The organism is Lysobacter koreensis, from assembly GCF_042677045.1.
GTDB lineage: Bacteria > Pseudomonadota > Gammaproteobacteria > Xanthomonadales > Xanthomonadaceae > Lysobacter_K > Lysobacter_K koreensis.
In genome coordinates this window covers 79,907-99,407 of sequence record NZ_JBHTIH010000006.1, presented here as the reverse complement: position 1 = coordinate 99,407, position 19,501 = coordinate 79,907, and the positions used below count along the sequence as shown (strand labels likewise).

General features: G+C 67.9%; 19 protein-coding genes. 11 read left to right on the top strand and 8 right to left on the bottom strand.

Annotated elements, in window-relative coordinates; genetic code table 11:
- The first annotated feature begins 67 nt into the window (after positions 1–67).
- The 3 genes from ACFQZQ_RS11880 (at position 68) to ACFQZQ_RS11870 (ending at position 5,103) form a co-directional block, all read left to right on the top strand.
- Positions 68–3,082, top strand: a complete 3,015-nt coding sequence (locus tag ACFQZQ_RS11880; RefSeq protein WP_386813011.1) for an RHS repeat-associated core domain-containing protein — start codon at positions 68–70, stop codon at positions 3,080–3,082.
- A complete protein-coding gene (locus tag ACFQZQ_RS11875) occupies positions 3,079–3,504 on the top strand; it encodes a hypothetical protein (RefSeq protein ID WP_386813010.1) in 426 nt (141 codons plus the stop codon). The genes ACFQZQ_RS11880 and ACFQZQ_RS11875 overlap by 4 nt, the downstream gene beginning before the upstream one ends.
- Positions 3,505–4,062: 558 nt before the next feature.
- Positions 4,063–5,103 carry an isoaspartyl peptidase/L-asparaginase family protein gene (locus tag ACFQZQ_RS11870; RefSeq protein WP_386813009.1) on the top strand — a complete coding sequence of 347 codons (1,041 nt, stop codon included), beginning with the start codon at positions 4,063–4,065 and terminating at the stop codon, positions 5,101–5,103.
- An 80-nt stretch (positions 5,104–5,183) separates the two neighbouring features.
- Here ACFQZQ_RS11870 and ACFQZQ_RS11865 read toward each other — a convergent pair whose 3' ends face one another.
- Positions 5,184–5,666, bottom strand: a complete 483-nt coding sequence (locus ACFQZQ_RS11865; protein WP_386813008.1) for a VOC family protein — start codon at positions 5,664–5,666, stop codon at positions 5,184–5,186.
- 67 nt (positions 5,667–5,733) lie between these two features.
- Positions 5,734–6,036 (bottom strand): putative quinol monooxygenase, encoded by a 303-nt coding sequence (locus tag ACFQZQ_RS11860; protein WP_386813007.1) that lies wholly within the window; start codon positions 6,034–6,036, stop codon positions 5,734–5,736.
- Positions 6,037–6,358: 322 nt separating this feature from the next.
- On the opposite strand from ACFQZQ_RS11860, the gene ACFQZQ_RS11855 reads away from it, so the two are divergent.
- From ACFQZQ_RS11855 to ACFQZQ_RS11820, 8 genes are all read left to right on the top strand, one after another.
- Complete coding sequence (locus ACFQZQ_RS11855) at positions 6,359–6,739, top strand: diacylglycerol kinase (RefSeq protein WP_386813006.1); 381 nt, start codon at positions 6,359–6,361, stop codon at positions 6,737–6,739.
- Positions 6,740–6,779: 40 nt separating this feature from the next.
- Complete coding sequence (locus tag ACFQZQ_RS11850) at positions 6,780–7,511, top strand: TerC family protein (protein ID WP_386813005.1); 732 nt, start codon at positions 6,780–6,782, stop codon at positions 7,509–7,511.
- Positions 7,512–7,676: 165 nt separating this feature from the next.
- Positions 7,677–8,336: a LemA family protein gene (locus ACFQZQ_RS11845; protein WP_386813004.1), complete on the top strand. Its 660-nt coding sequence runs from the start codon at positions 7,677–7,679 to the stop codon at positions 8,334–8,336.
- A 66-nt stretch (positions 8,337–8,402) separates the two neighbouring features.
- Complete coding sequence (locus tag ACFQZQ_RS11840) at positions 8,403–9,299, top strand: TPM domain-containing protein (RefSeq protein WP_386813053.1); 897 nt, start codon at positions 8,403–8,405, stop codon at positions 9,297–9,299.
- Positions 9,299–9,787 carry a TPM domain-containing protein gene (locus ACFQZQ_RS11835; protein WP_386813003.1) on the top strand — a complete coding sequence of 163 codons (489 nt, stop codon included), beginning with the start codon at positions 9,299–9,301 and terminating at the stop codon, positions 9,785–9,787. Before ACFQZQ_RS11840 ends, ACFQZQ_RS11835 begins: the two co-directional genes overlap by 1 nt.
- Positions 9,788–9,875: 88 nt before the next feature.
- Entirely contained in the window at positions 9,876–10,793 is a 918-nt protein-coding gene (gene lgt / locus ACFQZQ_RS11830; RefSeq protein ID WP_386813002.1) for a prolipoprotein diacylglyceryl transferase, read from the top strand.
- A gap of 24 nt (positions 10,794–10,817) precedes the next feature.
- On the top strand, positions 10,818–11,612 hold the full coding sequence (locus ACFQZQ_RS11825; protein ID WP_386813001.1) for a thymidylate synthase: 795 nt from the start codon (positions 10,818–10,820) through the stop codon (positions 11,610–11,612).
- Between the two features lie 265 nt (positions 11,613–11,877).
- Positions 11,878–12,399, top strand: coding sequence for a dihydrofolate reductase (locus ACFQZQ_RS11820; protein WP_386813000.1), 522 nt, complete (start codon positions 11,878–11,880; stop codon positions 12,397–12,399).
- Positions 12,400–12,441: 42 nt separating this feature from the next.
- On the opposite strand, the gene ACFQZQ_RS11815 is transcribed toward ACFQZQ_RS11820, so the two are convergent.
- From ACFQZQ_RS11815 to lptD, 6 genes are all read right to left on the bottom strand, one after another.
- Positions 12,442–13,344 (bottom strand): symmetrical bis(5'-nucleosyl)-tetraphosphatase, encoded by a 903-nt coding sequence (locus ACFQZQ_RS11815; protein WP_386812999.1) that lies wholly within the window; start codon positions 13,342–13,344, stop codon positions 12,442–12,444.
- A 10-nt stretch (positions 13,345–13,354) separates the two neighbouring features.
- Positions 13,355–13,738 (bottom strand): Co2+/Mg2+ efflux protein ApaG, encoded by a 384-nt coding sequence (gene apaG / locus ACFQZQ_RS11810; RefSeq protein ID WP_386812998.1) that lies wholly within the window; start codon positions 13,736–13,738, stop codon positions 13,355–13,357.
- A gap of 86 nt (positions 13,739–13,824) precedes the next feature.
- Positions 13,825–14,634: a 16S rRNA (adenine(1518)-N(6)/adenine(1519)-N(6))-dimethyltransferase RsmA gene (gene rsmA / locus ACFQZQ_RS11805; protein ID WP_386812997.1), complete on the bottom strand. Its 810-nt coding sequence runs from the start codon at positions 14,632–14,634 to the stop codon at positions 13,825–13,827.
- Positions 14,631–15,614: a 4-hydroxythreonine-4-phosphate dehydrogenase PdxA gene (pdxA, locus tag ACFQZQ_RS11800; protein WP_386812996.1), complete on the bottom strand. Its 984-nt coding sequence runs from the start codon at positions 15,612–15,614 to the stop codon at positions 14,631–14,633. Before pdxA ends, rsmA begins: the two co-directional genes overlap by 4 nt.
- Position 15,615: 1 nt before the next feature.
- The gene (locus ACFQZQ_RS11795; protein ID WP_386812995.1) at positions 15,616–16,986 is read right to left on the bottom strand and encodes a peptidylprolyl isomerase; all 1,371 of its coding nucleotides are present in this window, start codon (positions 16,984–16,986) and stop codon (positions 15,616–15,618) included.
- 14 nt (positions 16,987–17,000) lie between these two features.
- Positions 17,001–19,463, bottom strand: coding sequence for an LPS assembly protein LptD (gene lptD, locus ACFQZQ_RS11790; RefSeq protein ID WP_386812994.1), 2,463 nt, complete (start codon positions 19,461–19,463; stop codon positions 17,001–17,003).
- Between the last annotated feature and the right edge of the window lie 38 nt (positions 19,464–19,501).

Sequence of the window (19,501 nt, the reverse complement as noted above, 5' to 3'; positions counted from 1 at the left end):
CCGTATCGACGTCGCTCCGATCCACGACGGATCGGAGCCAAGACTGACAGCCTCAAGGAAGGATTACATGACGCGCAGACTGTTCCTGCCCGTTCTCGCGGCGCTACTGCTCTGGTCCAGCGTGGCCGGGGCGGTATCCGTGCAGATGACCTCGCCTGCCAACGGCGCGAGTTACACCGCACCGGCAAACGTGACCGTCTCCTCGCTCGTGGAGTTGTGGGAAGACGGCGAGCGCCTGGGCACTCACAAGATCTACCGCAACGGCGCCCAGATCGCCTCGGGAACGCGGACGCTGTCGACGACCGTCAATGGGCTCCCGGCCGGCACCCATACTTTCCACTCGTCTGCCACCAACACCTGGGGCGAGTACGTGCAATCCACTCCCGTCACCATCACCGTGGTGGTCCCGGGAGGCAACCCGCCGACGGTAACGGTTTCGGCCTCGGCGGGGTCGTACATCGCGCCCGCGTCGGTGCCGCTGTCTGCTAGCGCCGCCGATAGCGACGGCCACATCACCCGCGTCGAGTTCTACGCCAATGGCGGCCACGTGGGCACCGACACCGCGGCACCTTATGGCATGACCTGGGGCGGTGCGCCGGCGGGCAACCACAGCGTCACCGCCAAGGCGTTCGACAACAACGGCATCTCGACTACGTCCGTGGCGGTCGGGGTCACGATTGCGGCGACTACCGTGACCGGCCATATCGAAGGGGTCAACCTTGTAGGCGCCCAGTACTCGCTCGGTGGTTGGGCCTGTTCGACGGGGCGCAACCAATCCATTGACGTGCACCTGTATGTGGGAGGGCCCGCAGGCAGCGGCGCGATGGTAGCGGGGTACGCCGCCAACCTGGGCAGCGAGCCTGCGGTTGCGGCTGCGTGCCAGGCGCAGGGCACGGCATATCGGTTCGCGATTCCGATCACCGCCGCTACCCGCCAGAATCACGCGAACAAGAAGATCTACCTCCATGGAATCTCGCCGGATGGTCAGGCGAACTTGCTGATCGCAAACTCGGGGACGTTCTCGATCCCGCCGCCGCTTTCGCTATCGAGAAAATACGTCTACGACGCGCATCAGCAGCTGTGCAAGACGATCGAGCCGGAAACTGGCGCCACGGTTTCGGCGCTGGATGCGGCAGGGAATCTGCAGTGGTCGGCTGCCGGTCTTCAGGGCTACACCAGCACTACTGAGTGCAACTACAGCGAAGCCTATGCGTCCGGCAGGCGTGTCAATCGCGTTTATGACGCCCGTAACCGACTTACGGGCTTGTATTTTCCAGACGGTCAAGGCAATCAAAGTTGGGGTTACACGCCCGACGGCCTTCCTTCGCAGATCATCACCAACAACGACACTACGCAGGTCACGAATGCCTACGCGTACAACAAGCGGCGGATGCTGACAGGCGAAAGTGTGGGGCAGTCGGGCTGGTATACCTGGGGCATTGGCTACAACTACGACGCCAATGGCGCCCTGGCTGGGCAGCGATACCCGACCGGCCTGCATGTGGACTACGCGCCCAACGCTCTGGGCCAGCCCACCCGTGCGGGCGGCTGGGCGACCGGCGTCAGCTATTACCCCAACGGCGCGATCAAGCAGTTCACGTACGGCAACGGCGTCGTCCACACGATGGAACAGAACGCGCGGCAGTTGCCGTCGCGTGTGACGGATGCTGGAGCCGCGGACTTCACCTACGCATTCGACGCCAATGCCAACCCGGTCACCATCCGTGACGTCAACGCCGTGGCGGGTGCCTACAGTGGCAATCGCGACCTGCAATACGATGGGCTCGATCGTCTGACCTACGCACACCTGCACTACCAGATGATCAACAACTACCGCTATGACGCATTGGACAACCTGCGTCGCAAGGAGCACTACAACGGTTCGACCACTGCAGTGCAAACCTATGTGTATGACAGTGCTAATCGCCTGTCTTTCATCAATAACGAAGCCGGAGCCGCCACCACGGCGTTCGAGTTCGACGCGCAGGGCAACCTGCGAACGAAGAACAATCAGAGCTACAGCTTCGACTACGGCAACCGCCTGCGTGCCTCCTCGCAGGAGTGGTACCGCTACGACGGCCATGGACGCCGGGTGCTGAACTGGCGGGGCGGCGAGCCTGGCGTGCTGTCGCAGTACAGCCAGTCGGGACAACTGGTGTACGACGAGAACTACCGCGCATCGGGTCGCAAGGCCAGCGAGCACGTCTACCTGGGTGGCAGCCTGATCGCCACGCGGGAGCGCAACATCGACACCCAGGCGTGGGCGACCAAGTACCAGCACACCGACGCGCTGGGCAGCCCGGTGGCGGTTACCAACGAAGCGGGCCAGGTGGTCGACCGCACGCACTGGGAGCCGTACGGCGCGTCGATCAACAAGACCGTCGACGGCATCGGCTACACCGGCCACGTGATGGATTCGGCGAGCGGGCTGACGTATATGCAGCAGCGCTACTACGATCCGACGCTCGGGAGGTTCCTGAGCGCTGATCCGGTAACGGCAAACAGCAATACCGGAGCGAACTTCAACCGCTACTACTACGCCAACAACAACCCGTACAAGTTCACTGATCCGGATGGGCGGGCGCCAGATGCGATTCTCGATGCTGGATTCATCATCTATGACACGGGACGGTTCCTAGGCGCATCTGCTGCCGCTGCAGTTGGGGCAGTCACTGGCAACGATGCACTTCGATCCGCTGGCTTAGAAGGAATGCGTGAGACTGGGGCCGATTTAGGTGCTTCAGTTGCTTCAGCAGCAGTGCCAGGATTAATGGCGCCGATGGCGCGAGGAGTCATGGCTGAGGCGCGTGTCTTGAAGGACATCGGAGAAGTAAAAAACACAGCAAAGATAGACACGTCTCAAGGCCGCTCAATTCCTGACTTCCAGAACGCCAAGCAGGTGGGCGAAATCAAGGACACGCAGCGCGTATCGAACACTACGCAAGTCAGAGCCCAGCGGGAACATGCTCAAGCAACGGGGCGCGAGCATACGGTCGTGACAGGGACAAATACAAAGGTGAGCAGCACCGTGGAGCAACAATCTACAGTTGTTCGCCGCGACGACCTTGGGCCGCAGAAGTGACCGGCAAGAAGCAGGCAGAAGGATTGATGAATGAACTTCTCAGCTTTGCTGAGAAGATGCTCAACGAGCATGGCGAATTTCATCCGTTCGGAGGCTATTTGAGAGCTTCTGGTGCTGTAGTGCATGTCGGTGTGGAGTCAAGCCCGGATAACAGCAAGTCGCAGCAAAAAATTGATGCTCTGATCGAGTCATTCAAACAGTTAGCTACGCAGGGCAAAGCGATAGCGTTCGGAATCGCCGTGGATGTGAAGCTGCCCCGGGATGACGGCAGCAAGAGTGATGCGATAGAAGTTTTACTTGAGCACCAAGAAGGTTATTGCGCAGAGGTGTTCTTCCGTTACGAGATCGGTGCTGAGGGTGTAGAAGTCACCGATACGATCGCCCAGCAAGGTGAACGGATTTTCTTTACACCTGTGAATTGAGGCCCCGATCAGTAGGGCGGGTCTCGACCCGCCGCATGCAAAAAGCCCGCTCACTGAGCGGGCTTTTTGTTGTTGCATTGGATGGTCGGTTTGTCGCTTGCGTGCTGCGTGGTCTTCTTGGTCTTGCGTGCCTGCGTGCCTGCGTGCCTGCGTGGCGCTGGCCCTGCTAGTGCGCAGCCGGGATTGCTTGGCCTGGTGTTTGAGGATCAATCCTTCCAGCACGGCCTGCGCGGTCTGGCGCTGGTCGTCGTCGAACTGCTGGAGTGCTTCGAGCTGCAGCGCGCGTAAGGCGGGTTAACCGCGATATGTAGGGCGGGTCTTGACCCGTCGCACGCGACAAGGCCCGCATCGCACGTTCAACCGAATAAAAAGCACAAGTCCCCCCGAATGGCGGGCCTTGTCATTGTTGGGCGTGGTGATCGGCGCTTATTGATGGCCGGCGAGCACCGAGTCGGTCACGTCCAGTTCCGGGTACGTGGGTGATTCCCGGGTCGTGGTCGCCGTGGAGAGTTGCCGCCGCGGCGGTATGCTCCGGGGCAATGCCTACCGGAGCCTGCCATGCGTCGTTTGCTGATCCCGCTGCTCGCCGTGGTCGCCATGACCGCGCACGCTGACGAATCCAAGCCGATGGCGCCGAAGACCGCGCTGGTGATCCACGGCGGCGCCGGTTTCGTGCCCAAGGATGCATTGAGCCCGGCCGACGTGCGCGGCTACCACGCCGACCTCAACCGCGCGCTCGACGCCGGCAACAAGATCCTCGCCAACGGCGGCAGCGCGCTCGACGCGGTGTCGGCGGCGGTGGTGGTGCTGGAGGAGTCGCCGCGCTTCAACGCCGGCAAGGGCGCGGTGTTCAACGCCAAGGGCGGGCACGAACTCGACGCCTCGATCATGGAAGGCCACACCCGCCGCGCCGGCGCGGTGGCCGGTGTCACCACCGTGCGCAGCCCGATCACGCTGGCGCGCGCGGTGATGGAACACAGCCCGCACGTGATGCTGGCCGGTGCCGGCGCCGAGGCATTCGCCGATTCACGCCCCGAGATCGAACGCGTGCCGAACAGCTGGTTCGACACGCCGCCGCGCCGCCGCGCGCTGGAGAAGGCGCAGCGCGAGGAAGCGGAGCAGGCGAAGAAGGGTGGCGACGACTCCCAGGCACTGCGGCCGCTGGAGGACGATGCGCCGAAGTATTTCGGCACCGTCGGCGCGGTCGCGCTCGACCGCCACGGCCATATCGCCGCGGCCACCAGCACCGGCGGCATGACCAACAAGAAGTGGGGCCGGGTCGGCGACTCGCCGGTGATCGGCGCGGGCACCTGGGCCGACGCGCGTTGCGGCGTGTCGGGCACGGGCTGGGGCGAGTACTACATTCGCTACGCGGTCGCGCACGACATCTGCGCGCGCGTGGCCTACCGCGGCGACACGCTGGCCGCGGCGGCAAACGAGGTCGTCAACCAGCTGGTGCCGGCGGCCGGCGGCGACGGCGGCGCGATCGCGCTCGACGTCGACGGCAACATCGCGATGCCGTTCAACAGCGGCAGCATGTTCCGCGGCTGGATCAAGCCCGACGGCAGCCGCGGCACCGCGATCCACGAAGAGCCGTAGCGCGTCCGTGTAGCAGCGTCTTCAGCCGCGACGCGCCTGTCGCGTACAGCTCGCGGCTGAAGCCGCTCCTACAGCACCAATCAGCTGCTCTCCTGCTCCGCCCAAGCGGCCATGCGCTTTTGCATCTCCTCCGGCGACACGTCCTCGACGTGCGTCCCCAGGGTCCACTTGTGGCCGAACGGATCGACCACGGTGCCCATGCGGTCGCCCCAGAACTGGTCCTGGACCGGCCGGTCGACGCGCGCACCGGCCTTGACCGCGCGCTCGAACGCCGCGTCGGCGTCGTCGCCGTAGATCACGAAGCTGGCGGTCGCGCCGCCGCGCGCCTTGGGGCCGAGCGCCTGCATGTCCGGCCATTCGTCCGAGAGCATCAGGTTGCAGTCGCCGATGCGGATCTCGGCGTGGCCGACCTTGGCGACCCCGTCCTTGTCGGTCATCGGCAAGCGGTACAACTCCTGCGCGCCGAACGCGCGGGCGTAGAAGTCGATCGCCGCGTTGGCGTCGTCGACGATCAGGTACGGGGTGACGGCGTGGTAGCCGTCGGGAATGGATTTCACTGCCATGTCGCGGTCTCCGCTGGGGTTGGGCAAGCGTGCACCGGCCAGGCGGCGCACGTCTTTGCAGGAACGATCAAGTCGGGATCTTGCTGGCGAGCAGGGTGATCGCTTTGATTCGCACAGGCTGAGACAGCAGTTCGCCAGCCTGGGCCAGCAGTGCCGCGGCGATCGGGCCGTCGAGGTGGGCCTGGCGCTCGGCTTCGTGGTCGAAGGAATCGAAGATGCCGAAGCTCGACGGCCCGAACTGCAGCGCGAACCAGGTGCGGGTGCCGGGCTCGGCCTCGGCCAGCGACAGCGCGCCCTTCAGGAACTCGGCGACCTGCGCCTCCTTGCCGGGCCTGGCTTCGGGGCGGGCGAGCAGGGCGAACCGGGACATGGGCGTGCTCCGGGACACACGGGCCGCCAGTCTGGAATCGGCATCGCTAACGTTGCGCGAAGGCGCCGCGCCGTTGCGGGCCGGTCGGCCCGTACAGGTTCGCCCGGGGCAGCGCGGCAGCCCTTGTGGCAAAATCCACGGCCTGTCGCGGCCACGGGCCGCGCGCCCGTCCCGGCCCGCCCCACGCGTCCGCGACGCGACCCAGAGATACCCAAGCCCATGCCGATCCTCGAGCAACTCCCGTGCGGCCGTCGTGCCGCCGTCTCCCCGACCGCCGGCAGCGTCGTCGCGCCGACGTCGGCGGCCTGACGGCGCGCGCACGATGGCGGACGAATTCGGGCATCTGCCGCGCGGGCCGCGGCGCATCTTCAAGGCCGCCGGCTGGTCGATCCAGGGCCTGCGCGCAGCGTGGCTGCACGAGTCCTCGTTCCGGCTCGAGGTCTACCTGTTCGCGGTGCTCGCGCCGCTGGGCTGGTGGCTGGCGCAGACCCCGGTCGAGCGCGTGCTGCTGGTCGGCTCGATGCTGCTGGTGCTGAGCATCGAGCTGCTGAACTCGGCCGTGGAAGCGGTGATCGGCCGCTACGGCGACGAGCACCACGAACTGGCCGGCCGCGCCAAGGACATGGGCTCGGCCGCGGTGTTCGTGCTGATGATGAACGTGCTGCTGACCTGGGGCGCGATCCTCGGCCCGCGCTGGCTGTGAACCACTCCCTTTGCCGCAACCGTAGGAACTTCTGCTCGTGATGGAACTGCTGACCGATCCGCAAGTCTGGATCACCCTGATCACCCTGAGCGCGATCGAGATCGTGCTGGGCATCGACAACCTGGTGTTCATCTCGATCGCGGTGAGCAAGCTGCCCTACGAGCAGCGCGAAAAGGCGCGCAAGTTCGGCATCGCGGTGGCGTGCATCAGCCGCATCGCGCTGCTGCTGACGCTGGCGTGGCTGGCCGGACTGACCCAGGACCTGTTCCAGCTGTTCGGCCAGGGCATCTCGGTACGCGACCTGGTGCTGATCCTCGGCGGCGCGTTCCTGCTGGTGAAGGGGTCGATGGAGATCAAGGACCTGATCATCGGAGAGGACGAGTCCGAGGACATCCACACCAAGCCGGCGGCGTCGTTCATGGCGGTGATCGCGCAGATCGCGGTGATCGACATCGTGTTCTCGCTGGACTCGGTGATCGCCGCGGTGGGCATGGCCAACCAGACCATCGTCATGGTGATCGCGATCCTGATGGCGGTGGCGGTGATGTTGCTGGCCGCCAAGCCGCTGGGCCACTTCATCGACAACAACCCGACCATCAAGATGCTGGCGCTGGCGTTCATCGTGCTGGTCGGCGTGTACCTGATTGGCGACGGCTTCGAGCTGCACATCCCCAAGGGCTACATCTACGCGGCGATGGGCTTCTCGGCGCTGGTCGAGTGCCTCAACCTGTGGTCCAAACGCACCCAGCAGCGGCGCCTCACCGCGGATTGACGCGCGCAGGGCGTGACACGAGAAAGCCGGCTGCGTGCCGGCTTTCTCGTTTCTGCGGCTGCCTGCGGCCGCTGGCCAGGCGCGGGCGTCGTCACATGCCCGCGATTGCAACGGCCACCCCGCGGTGGTGGAATGCCGGCCATTGCCACGAACGGAGTTTGCTCCATGCGCAGCCTGGCCATTCGCAGTGTGTTCCTCGTGTTGCTGGCGACCCTGCTCAGCGGCTGCGGCTACAACACCATCCAGCAGAAGGACGAGGCGGTCACCGCCGCCTGGTCGCAGGTGCTCAACGTCTACAAGCGCCGCGCCGACCTGGTGCCGAACCTGGTCGCGACCGTGCGCGGTTACGCCGCCCACGAGGCGCAGGTGTTCACCCAGGTGACCGAGGCCCGCGCCAAGGTCGGCAGCATCAACGTCAACGCCAACGACCCGGCCTCGCTGGCGCAGTTCCAGCAGGCGCAGGGCGAGTTGCAGAGCGCGATCGGCCGCCTCTTGGTGGTCAGCGAGAACTACCCGCAGCTCAAGGCCGACCAGAACTTCCTGCAGCTGCAGGCGCAACTGGAAGGCACCGAGAACCGCATCACGGTCGAGCGCCAGCGCTACATCCAGACGGTGCAGGACTACAACACCTACATCCGCCAGTTCCCGGTCAACCTCACCGCGATGGTGTTCGGGCACAAGACCAAGCCGAACTTCACGGTCGACAACGAGGCGCAGATCCAGGAGGCGCCGAAGGTCGAGTTCGGCCAGCCGGCCGCGCCGCCGCAGGCCGTGCCGCAGCAGCAGCCGGCCCCGCAGCAGCAGCCCGTACCCGCCAATGGCTGATCGGACGCACGCCGCGTCCGACATCCACCCGTCCCGATCGCGCCTGCGATGAAGCTTGACGCGTCGATGTGGCGGCGCCTGCTGCTGTTGATCGCCCTGCTGCTGGCCTGCGCGGTCGCGCAAGCGCAGCAGCTGGCGGCGATCCCGGCGCTGGATTCACCGGTGGTCGACACCACCGGCACGCTCGACGGCATCGCCCGGCAGAACCTCGAGGCCCAGGCGCGCGCGCTGCAGCAACGCAAGGGTAGCCAGCTGCAGGTGCTGGTGGTGCCGACCACCCAGCCCGAGGACATCGCGCAATACGCGGTGCGCGCCTACGACCAATGGAAACTCGGCCGCAAGGGCGTCGACGACGGCGTGCTGCTGCTGGTCGCCAAGGACGACCGCCGCGTGCGCATCGAGGTCGGTTACGGCCTGGAAGGCGCGATCCCGGACGCGACCGCGATCCGGGTCATCTCCGAATACATGGTGCCGAAGTTCCGCGCCAACGATTACGCCGGCGGCATCAGCGACGCGACCGCGGTGCTGGTCAAGCTGATCGACGGCGAGCCGCTGCCGGCGCCGATGGTGGACCAGCGCCCGGCGTCGCAAGGCGACGGCGGCGGCAGCTGGCTGATGGCGCTGTTCGTGGCCTTCATCGTCGCCCAGGTCGCGCGCGGCATCTTCGGCAAGGCGCCGTCGCTGCTGCGCGGCGTGATCGGGGCGGGCGCGGCCGGCGGTATCGCCTGGTTGATCTCGTCGCTGCTGCTGGTCGGCGGGATCGGCGCGCTGATCGGCCTGTTCATGGGCCTTGCCAGCGCGCCGGCCGGCCGTTTCGCGCGCGACAGCGGCTGGGGCGGTTTCGGTGGCGGCGGCTGGGGCGGCGGCGGTGGCTTTGGTGGCGGTGGTGGACTCGGCGGGGGTGGCGGCTGGTCCGGTGGCGGCGGCATGAGCGGGGGCGGTGGCGCCTCCGGGAGCTGGTGATGCGACTGCTCAAGCACCTGTTCGCGCCGTCGGCCCGGCGCCTGTTCCCGACCGACACCCTGCACCGCATCGCCGATGCGATCGCGGCCAGCGAACGGCGCCACAGCGGCGAGATCTGCTTCGCGGTCGAGGCCAGTCTGGCCGCGGCCGCGGTGTGGGCCGGCCGCCAGGCGCGCGATCGCGCCACCGACGTGTTCACGCAGCTGCGGGTCTGGGACACGCGCGCCAACAACGGCGTGCTGCTGTACCTGCTGCTGGCCGACCACCGCATCGAGATCGTCGCCGACCGCGGCTTCGACGGCCTGGTCAGCGCCGAGCAGTGGCGCGGCGTGTGCGTGCTGATCGAGGAGCGGCTCAAGGCCGGCGAACCGGAGGCGGCGGTGCTGCGCGGGGTCGAGGCGCTGTCGGAGCTACTGGCCGAGCACTTCCCGCGCGACGCCGGTGGCGGCGATCGCAACGAACTGCCGGACCTGCCGCACCTGCTGTAGCTCGATTCCGCTCTTTTCCAAAGAGGCGAGAACACCGGCACGCGGACGCTCGGGCACAATACGGCCATCGCGATACGCACGAGGCCGCATGACCACCCTGCATCAGATCGACCCGATCGCCATCGGCCTCGGGCCGCTGCAAGTCCACTGGTACGGGATCATGTACCTGCTCGGCTTCGCCGTGTGCTGGTGGCTGGGCAACCGCCGCATCCGCGCCGGCCGCCTGCCCGGCGTCAGCGAGCAGGCATTCGGCGACCTGCTGTTCTACGGCATGCTCGGCGTGGTGCTAGGCGGCCGGATCGGCTACGTGCTGTTCTATTCGTTCGGCGAGTTGCTCAAGGACCCGCTGATGCTGTTCCGCATCTGGGAAGGCGGCATGAGCTTCCACGGCGGCCTGCTCGGGGTGATGGGCGCGGCGCTGTGGTGGGCGCGCAAGCACCGCCTGCATTTCTTCGACGTGATGGATTTCGTCGCACCGCTGGTGCCGCCGGGGCTCGGTTTCGGGCGGCTGGGGAACTACATCGGCGGCGAGCTGTGGGGCAAGTTCACCCAGGCTGGCTGGGGCGTGGTGTTCCCGCGCAGCGAGCTGGGGCCGTACACCGGCGCGCCGATCGAACGCTTGCAGGAACTGCACGCGTCCGGCGCGCTCGATGCGTACGCGCGCCACCCGTCGCAGCTGTACCAGGCCGGGCTCGAGGGGCTGGCGATGTTCGTGGTGCTGTGGTGGTTCTCGCGCAAGCCGCGGCCGCGCTACGCGGTGTCGGGCATGTTCGCGCTGCTGTACGGCTGCTTCCGCTTCCTGGTCGAGTTCGTGCGCGTGCCCGACGCGCAGATCGGCGAGAACGGCTACCTCGCGTTCGGCTGGCTGACGATGGGCCAGGTGCTGAGCACGCCGCTGATCCTGGTCGGCCTGTACTGGCTGTGGTTGTCGCGGCGCTCACCCACGCTGCAGCCAAGAACCCCGGCCGCGCCGGCGAACTCCGCGGCCGCCGCGCCTCGCGGCTGACACCGCCCCACCTCCGGCGATCCCATGCACCAATACCTCGACCTGCTGCGCCACGTGCTCGAACACGGCAGCGAGAAAGCCGACCGCACCGGCACCGGCACCCGCTCGGTGTTCGGCTGGCAGATGCGCTTCGACCTCAATGCCGGCTTCCCGCTGGTCACGACCAAGAAGCTGCACCTGCGCTCGATCGTGCACGAGCTGCTGTGGTTCCTCGCCGGCGACACCAACGTGCGCTACCTGCAGGAGCACAAGGTCGGGATCTGGGACGAGTGGGCCGGCGCCGACGGCGAACTGGGCCCCGTCTACGGCAAGCAGTGGCGGCGCTGGGACGGAGCCGATGGCATCGAGATCGACCAGATCCGCTGGGTGGTCGACGAGATCAAGCGCAATCCCGATTCACGCCGGCTGATCGTCTCGGCCTGGAACGTCGCCGACCTGCCGCACATGGCGCTGATGCCGTGCCACACGATGTTCCAGTTCTACGTCGCCGATGGAAAACTCAGCTGCCAGCTGTACCAGCGCAGCGGCGACATCTTCCTCGGCGTGCCGTTCAACATCGCCAGCTATGCGCTGCTCACGCACATGGTCGCGCAGGTCTGCGGGCTGGGCGTGGGCGACTTCGTGCACACGCTCGGCGACGCGCACCTGTACTCGAACCACTACGATCAGGCGCGCGAGCAGCTGGCGCGCACCCCGCGCGCACTGCCGACGCTGAAGCTCAACCCGGACGTGCGCGACATTTTCGGATTCCGCTACGACGACATCGCGATCGAGGGCTACGACCCGCTGCCCGCGATCAAGGCGCCGGTGGCGGTCTAGGGCCTGTTACCGCTATGGACACAGGTCGCGTTGCGTCTCAGGGGCTGCCAGGTGGTGTTGCGCAGCGCAGGGCAGACTGGCCGTCTGTTCAAGCTTCGCGGCGCCGGCTGGCAGCCCCTGAGACGCAACCCCCGGGGCCGGGCCTGAGCACACCCGCGGCAGCGTCATCACTCAGGCGTGTATCGACATACACTTCTTCGTTCTTCCTTGCCGCGCGTGCGCTCAGGCCCGGCGCGGCCTATGTCCATAGCGGTAACAGGCCCTGATGGAGCTGGTGCTGCTCGCCGCGCTCGACCGCGCGTTCGCGATCGGCCGCGGCAACGCGCTGCCGTGGCACCTGCCGGCCGACCTCAAGCGCTTCAAGGCGTTGACCCTGGGAAAACCCATCCTGATGGGACGCAAGACCGCCGACTCGCTCGGGCGCGCGCTGCCGGGGCGGCGCAACCTGGTGCTGACGCGTTCGGGCCAGGTGCCATTCGCGGGCATGCAGGCGGTGGTGTCGCTCGACCAGGCACGATCCATCGCAGCCACCGACGGCGCCGACGAGCTGTGCGTGATCGGTGGCGCACAGGTTTACGCGCTGTGCCTGCCGCTGGCGACGCGGATGTACCTGACCCACGTCGACACCGTGGTCGCCGATGCCGACGCGTTCTTTCCGGCGTTCGACCACGAACGCTGGCAGGTGCTCGCGCGCGAAGCGCATCCGGCGGACACCCAGCACCCGCATGCGTTCGAGTTCGTCGAGTACGCCGCGAAGCAAGTCCCCTTCGGGAACGCTGCGAAGTAGCGCCTACCAGACGCGCGGAAGCAGGTCCTTCTGGCACAGCGACTACTTCGCCGCCGGCGCGCCGCGCGAATCGGGCTGGCGACGCTGCGACGGGCGCGGCTTCGGAAGCGGCCGCGAGCCGGGCGGCACGTCGCGCCCCGGCACCTGCACGACGCGCAGCTCGTCGGTGTCCAGCTGCAGCGCGGTGAGCTTGCCGCCCCACACCGCACCGGTGTCGATCGCGTGCACGCCGTGGCCGATGAACAGCCCCAGCGTCGACCAGTGGCCGCAGACGATCTTGAGGTCGCGCTCGACCCGCCCGGGCACCGCGTACCACGGGTACAGGCCGGCCGGCTGGGTGCCGGGGCTACCCTTGTCCTCGAACGCGATGCGGCCGCGCGGCGAGCAATAGCGCAGCCGGGTGAAGACGTTGATGATCGCGCGGTGGCGGTCGGCGCCGGCCAGTTGCGGGTTCCACGCCGGGCGATCGCCGTACATGTTCTTGAAAAGACGCCGGTACTGGTCGCCGTGCAGGCTCTTCTCGACCTCGCGCGCGTAGCGTTCGGCCAGCTGCGTGGTCCACTTCGGCGCGAGCCCGGCGTGCACCATCATCCAGCCCAGTTCGCGGTCGGCGTGCACCAGCTTCTGCATGCGCAACCAGCCCAGCAGTTCGTCGCGGTCGGGTGCCAGCACCACGCGTTGCAGGTCGGGATTGACCTTGCGCTGCTCCTCCTCGCGACGCTCGCCGATCGCCAGCAGCGACAGGTCATGGTTGCCCAGAACCACGACCGAGTTGTCGCGCAGCGAATGCACCAGCCGCAAGGTCTCCAGCGACTGGCCGCCGCGGTTGACCAGGTCGCCGCAGAACCACAGCGTGTCGCGCGCCGGATCGAACGCGATGCGCTCGAGCAGCCGCTGGGTAGCGTCGTAGCAGCCCTGCAGGTCGCCGATGGCCCAGACCGTCATGCGCGTGCCCTCAGTGCAGCGTGCGCGGCACGGTGAGCGTGAAGGCCGGGATCGGCGCGTCGAAGCGGGTGCCGTCGTCGGCCAGCACCGCGTAGCTGCCGCACATGGTGCCCAGGCTGGTTTCCAGCACTGCGCCGGAGGTGTACTGGAAGTCCTCGCCCGGGCGCAGCCACGGCTGCTGCCCGACCACGCCTTCGCCCTCGACCTCCTGCACCTTGCCGTTGGCGTCGGTGATCACCCAGTGGCGCGCGAGCAGGCGCGCGGGCACGCGGCCGCCGTTGCGGATGTGGATCGTGTACGCGAACACATAGCGGTCCTGCTCGGGTTCGGACTGGTCGTCGAGGTAGCGCGTGGCGACGTCGATCTCGAAGTTGTAGTCGTTGCGGTGTTCCATGCGCGACAGTGTAAGCAATGCGCCGTGAGCGTGGGCTCTCGACGGTCATGCGAGTGCGCGCGTCGCCGGGCGCGAACGCGCCGGCCTCAGTCGCGCAGGCTGTTGGCCAGGCGCACGAAATCGGCGACCGGCAACTGCTCGGCGCGCGCGTCCGGGCGCACGCCGGCGGCTTCGATCGCGGCCGAATCGCAGACCTTCGACAAGGCGTTGCGTAGGGTCTTGCGGCGCTGGCCGAACGCATCGCGCACGACCTGGGCGAATTTCTCGGGGTCATCGATCCCGATCGCCTCGGGTGCGTGCGGCACCAGCCGCACCACCGCCGAATCGACCTTCGGCGGCGGCCGGAACGCACCCGGTGGCACGTCGAACAACGGCGTGACCGAGCAGTACGCCTGCAGCATCACGCTGAGCCGGCCGTAGACCTTGCTGCCCGGGTCGGCGCCCATGCGGTCGACGACTTCCTTCTGCAGCATGAACACCATGTCGCTGATCGCGGCGGCGTGGTCGAGCGCGTGGAACAGGATCGGCGTGGACAGGTTGTAGGGCAGGTTGCCGACCAGCCGCAGGCGCGCGCGGGGGCCGGCATTGGCGGCCAGCGTGCTGAAGTCGACCTGCAGCACGTCGCGGTGGATCACCTCGAGCGTGCCGTGCGCATGCGCGGCCTGGGTCAACGGGAAGATCAGGTCGCGGTCGAACTCGATCACGGTCAGCTCGCCGTGCTTGTCGAGCAGCGGGAACGTGATCGCGCCCTGGCCCGGGCCGATCTCGACCAGCCGGTCGCCGGGCTGCGGGTTCACCGCGCGCACGATGTTGTCGATGATCCCGCGGTCGTGCAGGAAGTGCTGGCCGAGGCTCTTCTTCGGCGGTTCGCTAAACGCGGAGTGTCGGGTGCTCATGCGCGCATTGTGCGGCGTAGCCGGGCGATGCGCGCGCAGGTATCGGCCGCGGCGAACAGGCTCGACGGATCGGCGATGCCGCGGCCGGCCAGGTCGAGCGCGGTGCCGTGGTCGACCGCGACGCGCGGGTAGGGCAGGCCGAGGGTCAGGTTGACCGCGCGTTCGAAGCCGCTGAACTTCAGCACCGGCAGGCCCTGGTCGTGGTACATCGCCAGCACCGCGTCGAAGCCGCGCAGCTTAGCCGGCAGGAACGCGGTATCGGCCGGCAACGGTCCGGCCAGTTGCATGCCTTCGCCGCGCAGCGTGGCCAGCACCGGTTCGATGACCTCGATCTCCTCCATGCCCAGGTGCCCGGCCTCGCCCGCGTGCGGGTTGAGCCCGAGCACCGCAATCACTGGATTCTCGATGCCGAAATCGCCGCGCAACGCGGCGTGGGTGGTGCGCAGCACGCGGGTGAGCGATTCGGCACCAATCGCATCGGCAACCGCTCGCAAAGGCAGGTGGGTGGTCGCCAGCGCGACGCGCAGCACGTCGTTGGCGAGCATCATCACCACCTCGCAGCCGGCCTGCTGCGCGAGCAGCTCGGTGGTGCCGGTATAGGCGATGCCGCCGGCGTTGATCGCGGCCTTGTGCACCGGGCCGGTGACCAGGCCGTCGAAGTCGCCGCGCAGGCAGCCGGCGGCGGCTTCGTGCAGCGCGCCGATCACGGCGCCGGCGTTGGCCGGGTCGGGGGTGCCGAAGGCGGGCAGGTGGGGATTGCGGATTTCGACCAGGGCCAACTCGCCGGGCGTGGTCGTGGCGTGGTCGCCGTCGCGCAGCCGCAACGGCAGCTGCAGGGCCTCGGCGGCAGCCTGCAGGCTGCGCGCGTCGGCGAATACGGTCAGGGTGTAATCGCGCGGCTGCTGGGCGAGCCGCACGCACAGCTCCGGGCCCACGCCGGCCGGTTCACCCGGGACCAGCGCGAGCCTGAGCGGGGCCATCTCAGCCGCCGTTGCCCGGTGCCGGGGTGGTGGCCGGCGGGGTCGCCGGGGTGGCGGCGTCGGTGGCGGCCTTGCCGACCCGCAGGTCGACGTAGGCTTCGCCGCGCAGCTCGCGCAGGAAGCGGCTCCAGTCGTCCTCAAGCTTGCGCCGGCCGATCGTCTCGCCGATCTGGGCGCGGCGGGTCTGGTCGGTGGCGTTGGTCTGGCGGCTGCCAAGACGCTGCACGATGTGCCAGCCGGCGTCGGTGCGGAACGGCGCCGAGACCTGGTTGTCCTGCAGGCCCGCGACCTGGCCGCCGAAGTCCGGGCCGTACGCGTCCTGGGTGAACCACCCCAGGTCGCCGCCCTTGCCCTGCGTGGTCGGGTCCTGCGATTCCTCGCGCGCGATCTGGGCGAAGTCGGCGCCGCCGGCGATGCGCGCGGCCAGCGTGTCGGCCTTGGCCTTGGCCTGCGCGTCGGTGGCGGTCTCGTTGACGCGGATCAGGATGTGGCGCGCCTGCAGCTCGGTGACCATGCGCGCCTCGCCTGCGGCAGCCGCGTCGCGGGTCTCGACCAGCTTGAGCAACTGGAAGCCGCTGGGGCCGCGGATCGGCGCACTGACCTGGCCGGCCTGCATGTTGACGATCAGCTCGGCGAACGCGCGCGGGATCTCGTCTTGGCTGCGCCAGCCCAGGTCGCCGCCTTCCAGCGCGTTGGGACTGTCGGAGTAGCGCACCGCGGCGGCCGCGAAGTCGAGCTCGCCCCTGTCGAGCAGGCCCTTCACGCCGTCGATCTTCTTCTGCGCGGTGGCGATCTGCTCGGGGGTGGCGCCCTCGGGCAGCGCGACCAGGATGTGGGCGAGGTGGAACTGCGCGCCGGCGCTCTGCTGCGCGGCCAGGGCAGCGTCGATCTCCGCCTCACTGACCGAGATCCGGCCCTGCGCGAAGCGCTGGCGCAGGCGCTGGGTCAGCAGCTCGTCGCGGATCGAGACGCGGAACTCGGCGTAGGAACCGCCGTCGCGCGCGAGCTGCTCACGCAGCTGCTCGACGCTGACCTTGTTCTGCGCGGCGATGCCGGCGATGGCCTGGTCGACTTCCTGGTCGGTCACGCGCACGCCGGTGCCCTGGGCGCGCGCCACCTGCAGCTTGACCAGCACCAACCGCTCGAGCACCTGCCTCTCGAGCACGTCACGCGGCGGCAACTGGTTCTCGCGGCCGGCGTACTGGGCGGTGATGTTGGCCACGGCGCGGTCGAGCTCGCTGCGCAGGATCACGTCCTCGTCGACCACCGCGGCGATGCGGTCGATCGGCTGCAGTGCCTGGGCCTGCGCGGGCTGCATCGCCGGGCTGGCCAGGGCGGACACGGCCAGCAGGCACGCGAATAGCGTCTTCATCGTGAGAGGAGTCTTCATAGGATCGGGTCGGGGACGTTGTCGGCCTGATCGCCGACGTTGTTGGTGCGTTGTACCGAGGATGGCGGCACCAGGTAGAGGTCGTCGCGGTCGTAACCGAGGATAGCACGGCGCAAAACGCGCTCCGTGTTCTGCCCGGCCGAGCCCAGGCCCTTGAGCTCGAACTCGACCTGCAGCGAGTCGTTGAGGTCACCGGTGCGGTTGCGCAGGTAGCGACGGCTGACCACGCGCACCGCCAGGCAGCAGCTTTCCCACTGCAGGCCGGCGATGGTCTCCAGTTCCTTGCGGTCCAGGATCGAGTAGTAGTAACGGCCGACCACGCTCCAGTTGGCGCTGATCGGGTACAGGAACGAGAAGTCGGCCTGTTCGAGCAGGTCGCGGCGGTAGCGATAGCCCAGGTTGACGATGCCGGCGTCGCCGATCAGGTAGCGCGCGCGCAGGCTGGCCAGGTCCTCGCGGCGGAACTTCGGGTCCCACTGGTAGGCGGCGTTGATGGTCCAGCGGTCGCTGGGGGCGACGGTCATGTCGGCCACCCAGGCCGACTTGCCGCGCTCGACCGCGACGTCGTCGGCGACCGACAGGTTGACGCGGCTGTCGTCGAAGTAGCGGATCTGGCCGAAGCTGGCCGACAGCCGTTCGCGGCCGTCGTCCTCGCTGATCAGGCGGGTGGTCAGCGCGAGCGTGAGCTGGTTGGCGTCGGTCTGGCGGTCGGCGCCGGTGAAGCGATTGTCGCGGAACAGCTGGCCCCAGCTGAAGGTCATCGGTGCGGTGTCGAACAACGGCAGGCCGCCCTGATCGCGGTACGGCGCGCGCAGGTAGTACAGCCGCGGCTCAAGGGTGTGCAGGTAGCGCTCGCCGCGCACGCTGGTGTCGCGGTCGAAGTACAGGCCGGCGTCGACCGAGGTGATCGGCAGGCTGCGGGTCGGGGCGGTGTCGCGGAACTGCGCGAGCTGCGCCGGGCTCGGATCTACGTCGGGGGGCAGGCCGAACGCATCCCGCGCGCGATCCCGCGCGACCGAATCCGCCAGGCCGCGGTCGAGCTGGTAACCGGTGTAGCGCCACGCCAGCTTTGGCCGCACGAACCAGGCGCCGCCTTCCAGCGGCATGCTGACGTAGGGCTTGAGGTCGAGGCGGCTGCCGCCATCGAACACCTCGTGGTCGAAGCGCACCGCTTCGGCGTCGATGCCGGCTTCCAGCCAGTTGCCGACGATCGGCTGCGCCCAACGTGCATACAGCCGCGGCAAGCGGTCGAACGGCAGGTTGCGCTCGGTCAGCGTGTAGTCGGTGAGCTGGTATTTGTCGGCCATCAACCCGGCATCCCAGTAACGGCCGCGGCCGAACAGGCCCATTTCGCTGCGCAGGTTGTACGAGGACTGGCCGAACAGGCTGTTGCTGAAGTCCTCGAGGTAATGGGTATCGCTGATCCAGCCCAGGTTGGCGCGGGCGTGCCACTGCGGGCCGAAGTTGTGCAGCGCGCTGAGCGTGACCTGGCCGCGGTTGTCGGTGGGCAGGCTTGGGGTGGGGACGATGGGCTGGTTGGTGACCGGGTTGTTGAGGTAACGGAACGACTCGTCCTCGGGCAGCTTGTCGGTCGGCATCCAGGTGCCGGAGACCTGGCCCTGGCCCTGCTCGTACAGCCAGCGGAACTCGCCGCCGAGCAGCGCGCCGCGCTTGCTCATGATGCGCGGGGTGATGGTGGCGTCGTAGTTGGGCGCCAGGTTGAGGTAGATCGGCTGCTTCCAGTCGAAGCCGTTGCGCCCCGACAGCGAGATCGCCGGGTACAGCAGGCCGGTGCGGCGGCGGTCGTCGATCGGGAACATGAACCACGGCACGTACAGCACCGGCACCTTGCCGATCCGCAGGGTAGCGTTGCGCGCCACGCCCATGCCTTCCTCGGTGTCGATGTCGATGCGCTTGGCGCGCAGCTCCCACGCGCGCTGCGATGGATCGCACGTCGAGTAGGTCGAGCCGATCAGCGCGCCCTGTTCGCCGTGCAGCTCGATGCGATCGGCGCCGCCGTTGCCGCGGCGCTCGGTGAGCTGGTACTGCAGGTCGGAGATGCGGTGGCTGTCCTGCTCCTGGTTGCCCTCGGCGCGCTGGGCGACGATGCGCATGCCCGAGTCCTGGTAACGCACGCTGCCCTCGGCGACGTACTGGCCGGTCTCGCTGTTGTAGGTCAGCTTGTCGGTGCCGAGGAACTGATCGCCGCGCCTGAGCTGGACGTTGCCCTGCACCAGGGTGTCGCTGGCTTCCTGGCCCTCGAGCTGGTCGCCTTCGATGTCGGTGGGCTGTTCGATGCGCTGCTCGGCGGTGCCGGTGGGCGCAGGGGCATCGCCGAATGCGGGGATCGCATCACCGATCGGGCACAGGTCCCAGTTCTGGGAATCTTCCGCGGCCACCGCGGGCAGCGCGAACGCTATGCACAACGACAGCGGCAGCAGGCGGAAAGGTTTGCGCACGCGGGCATCCGTGGACGGGGATGTCGTCTTAACATCGG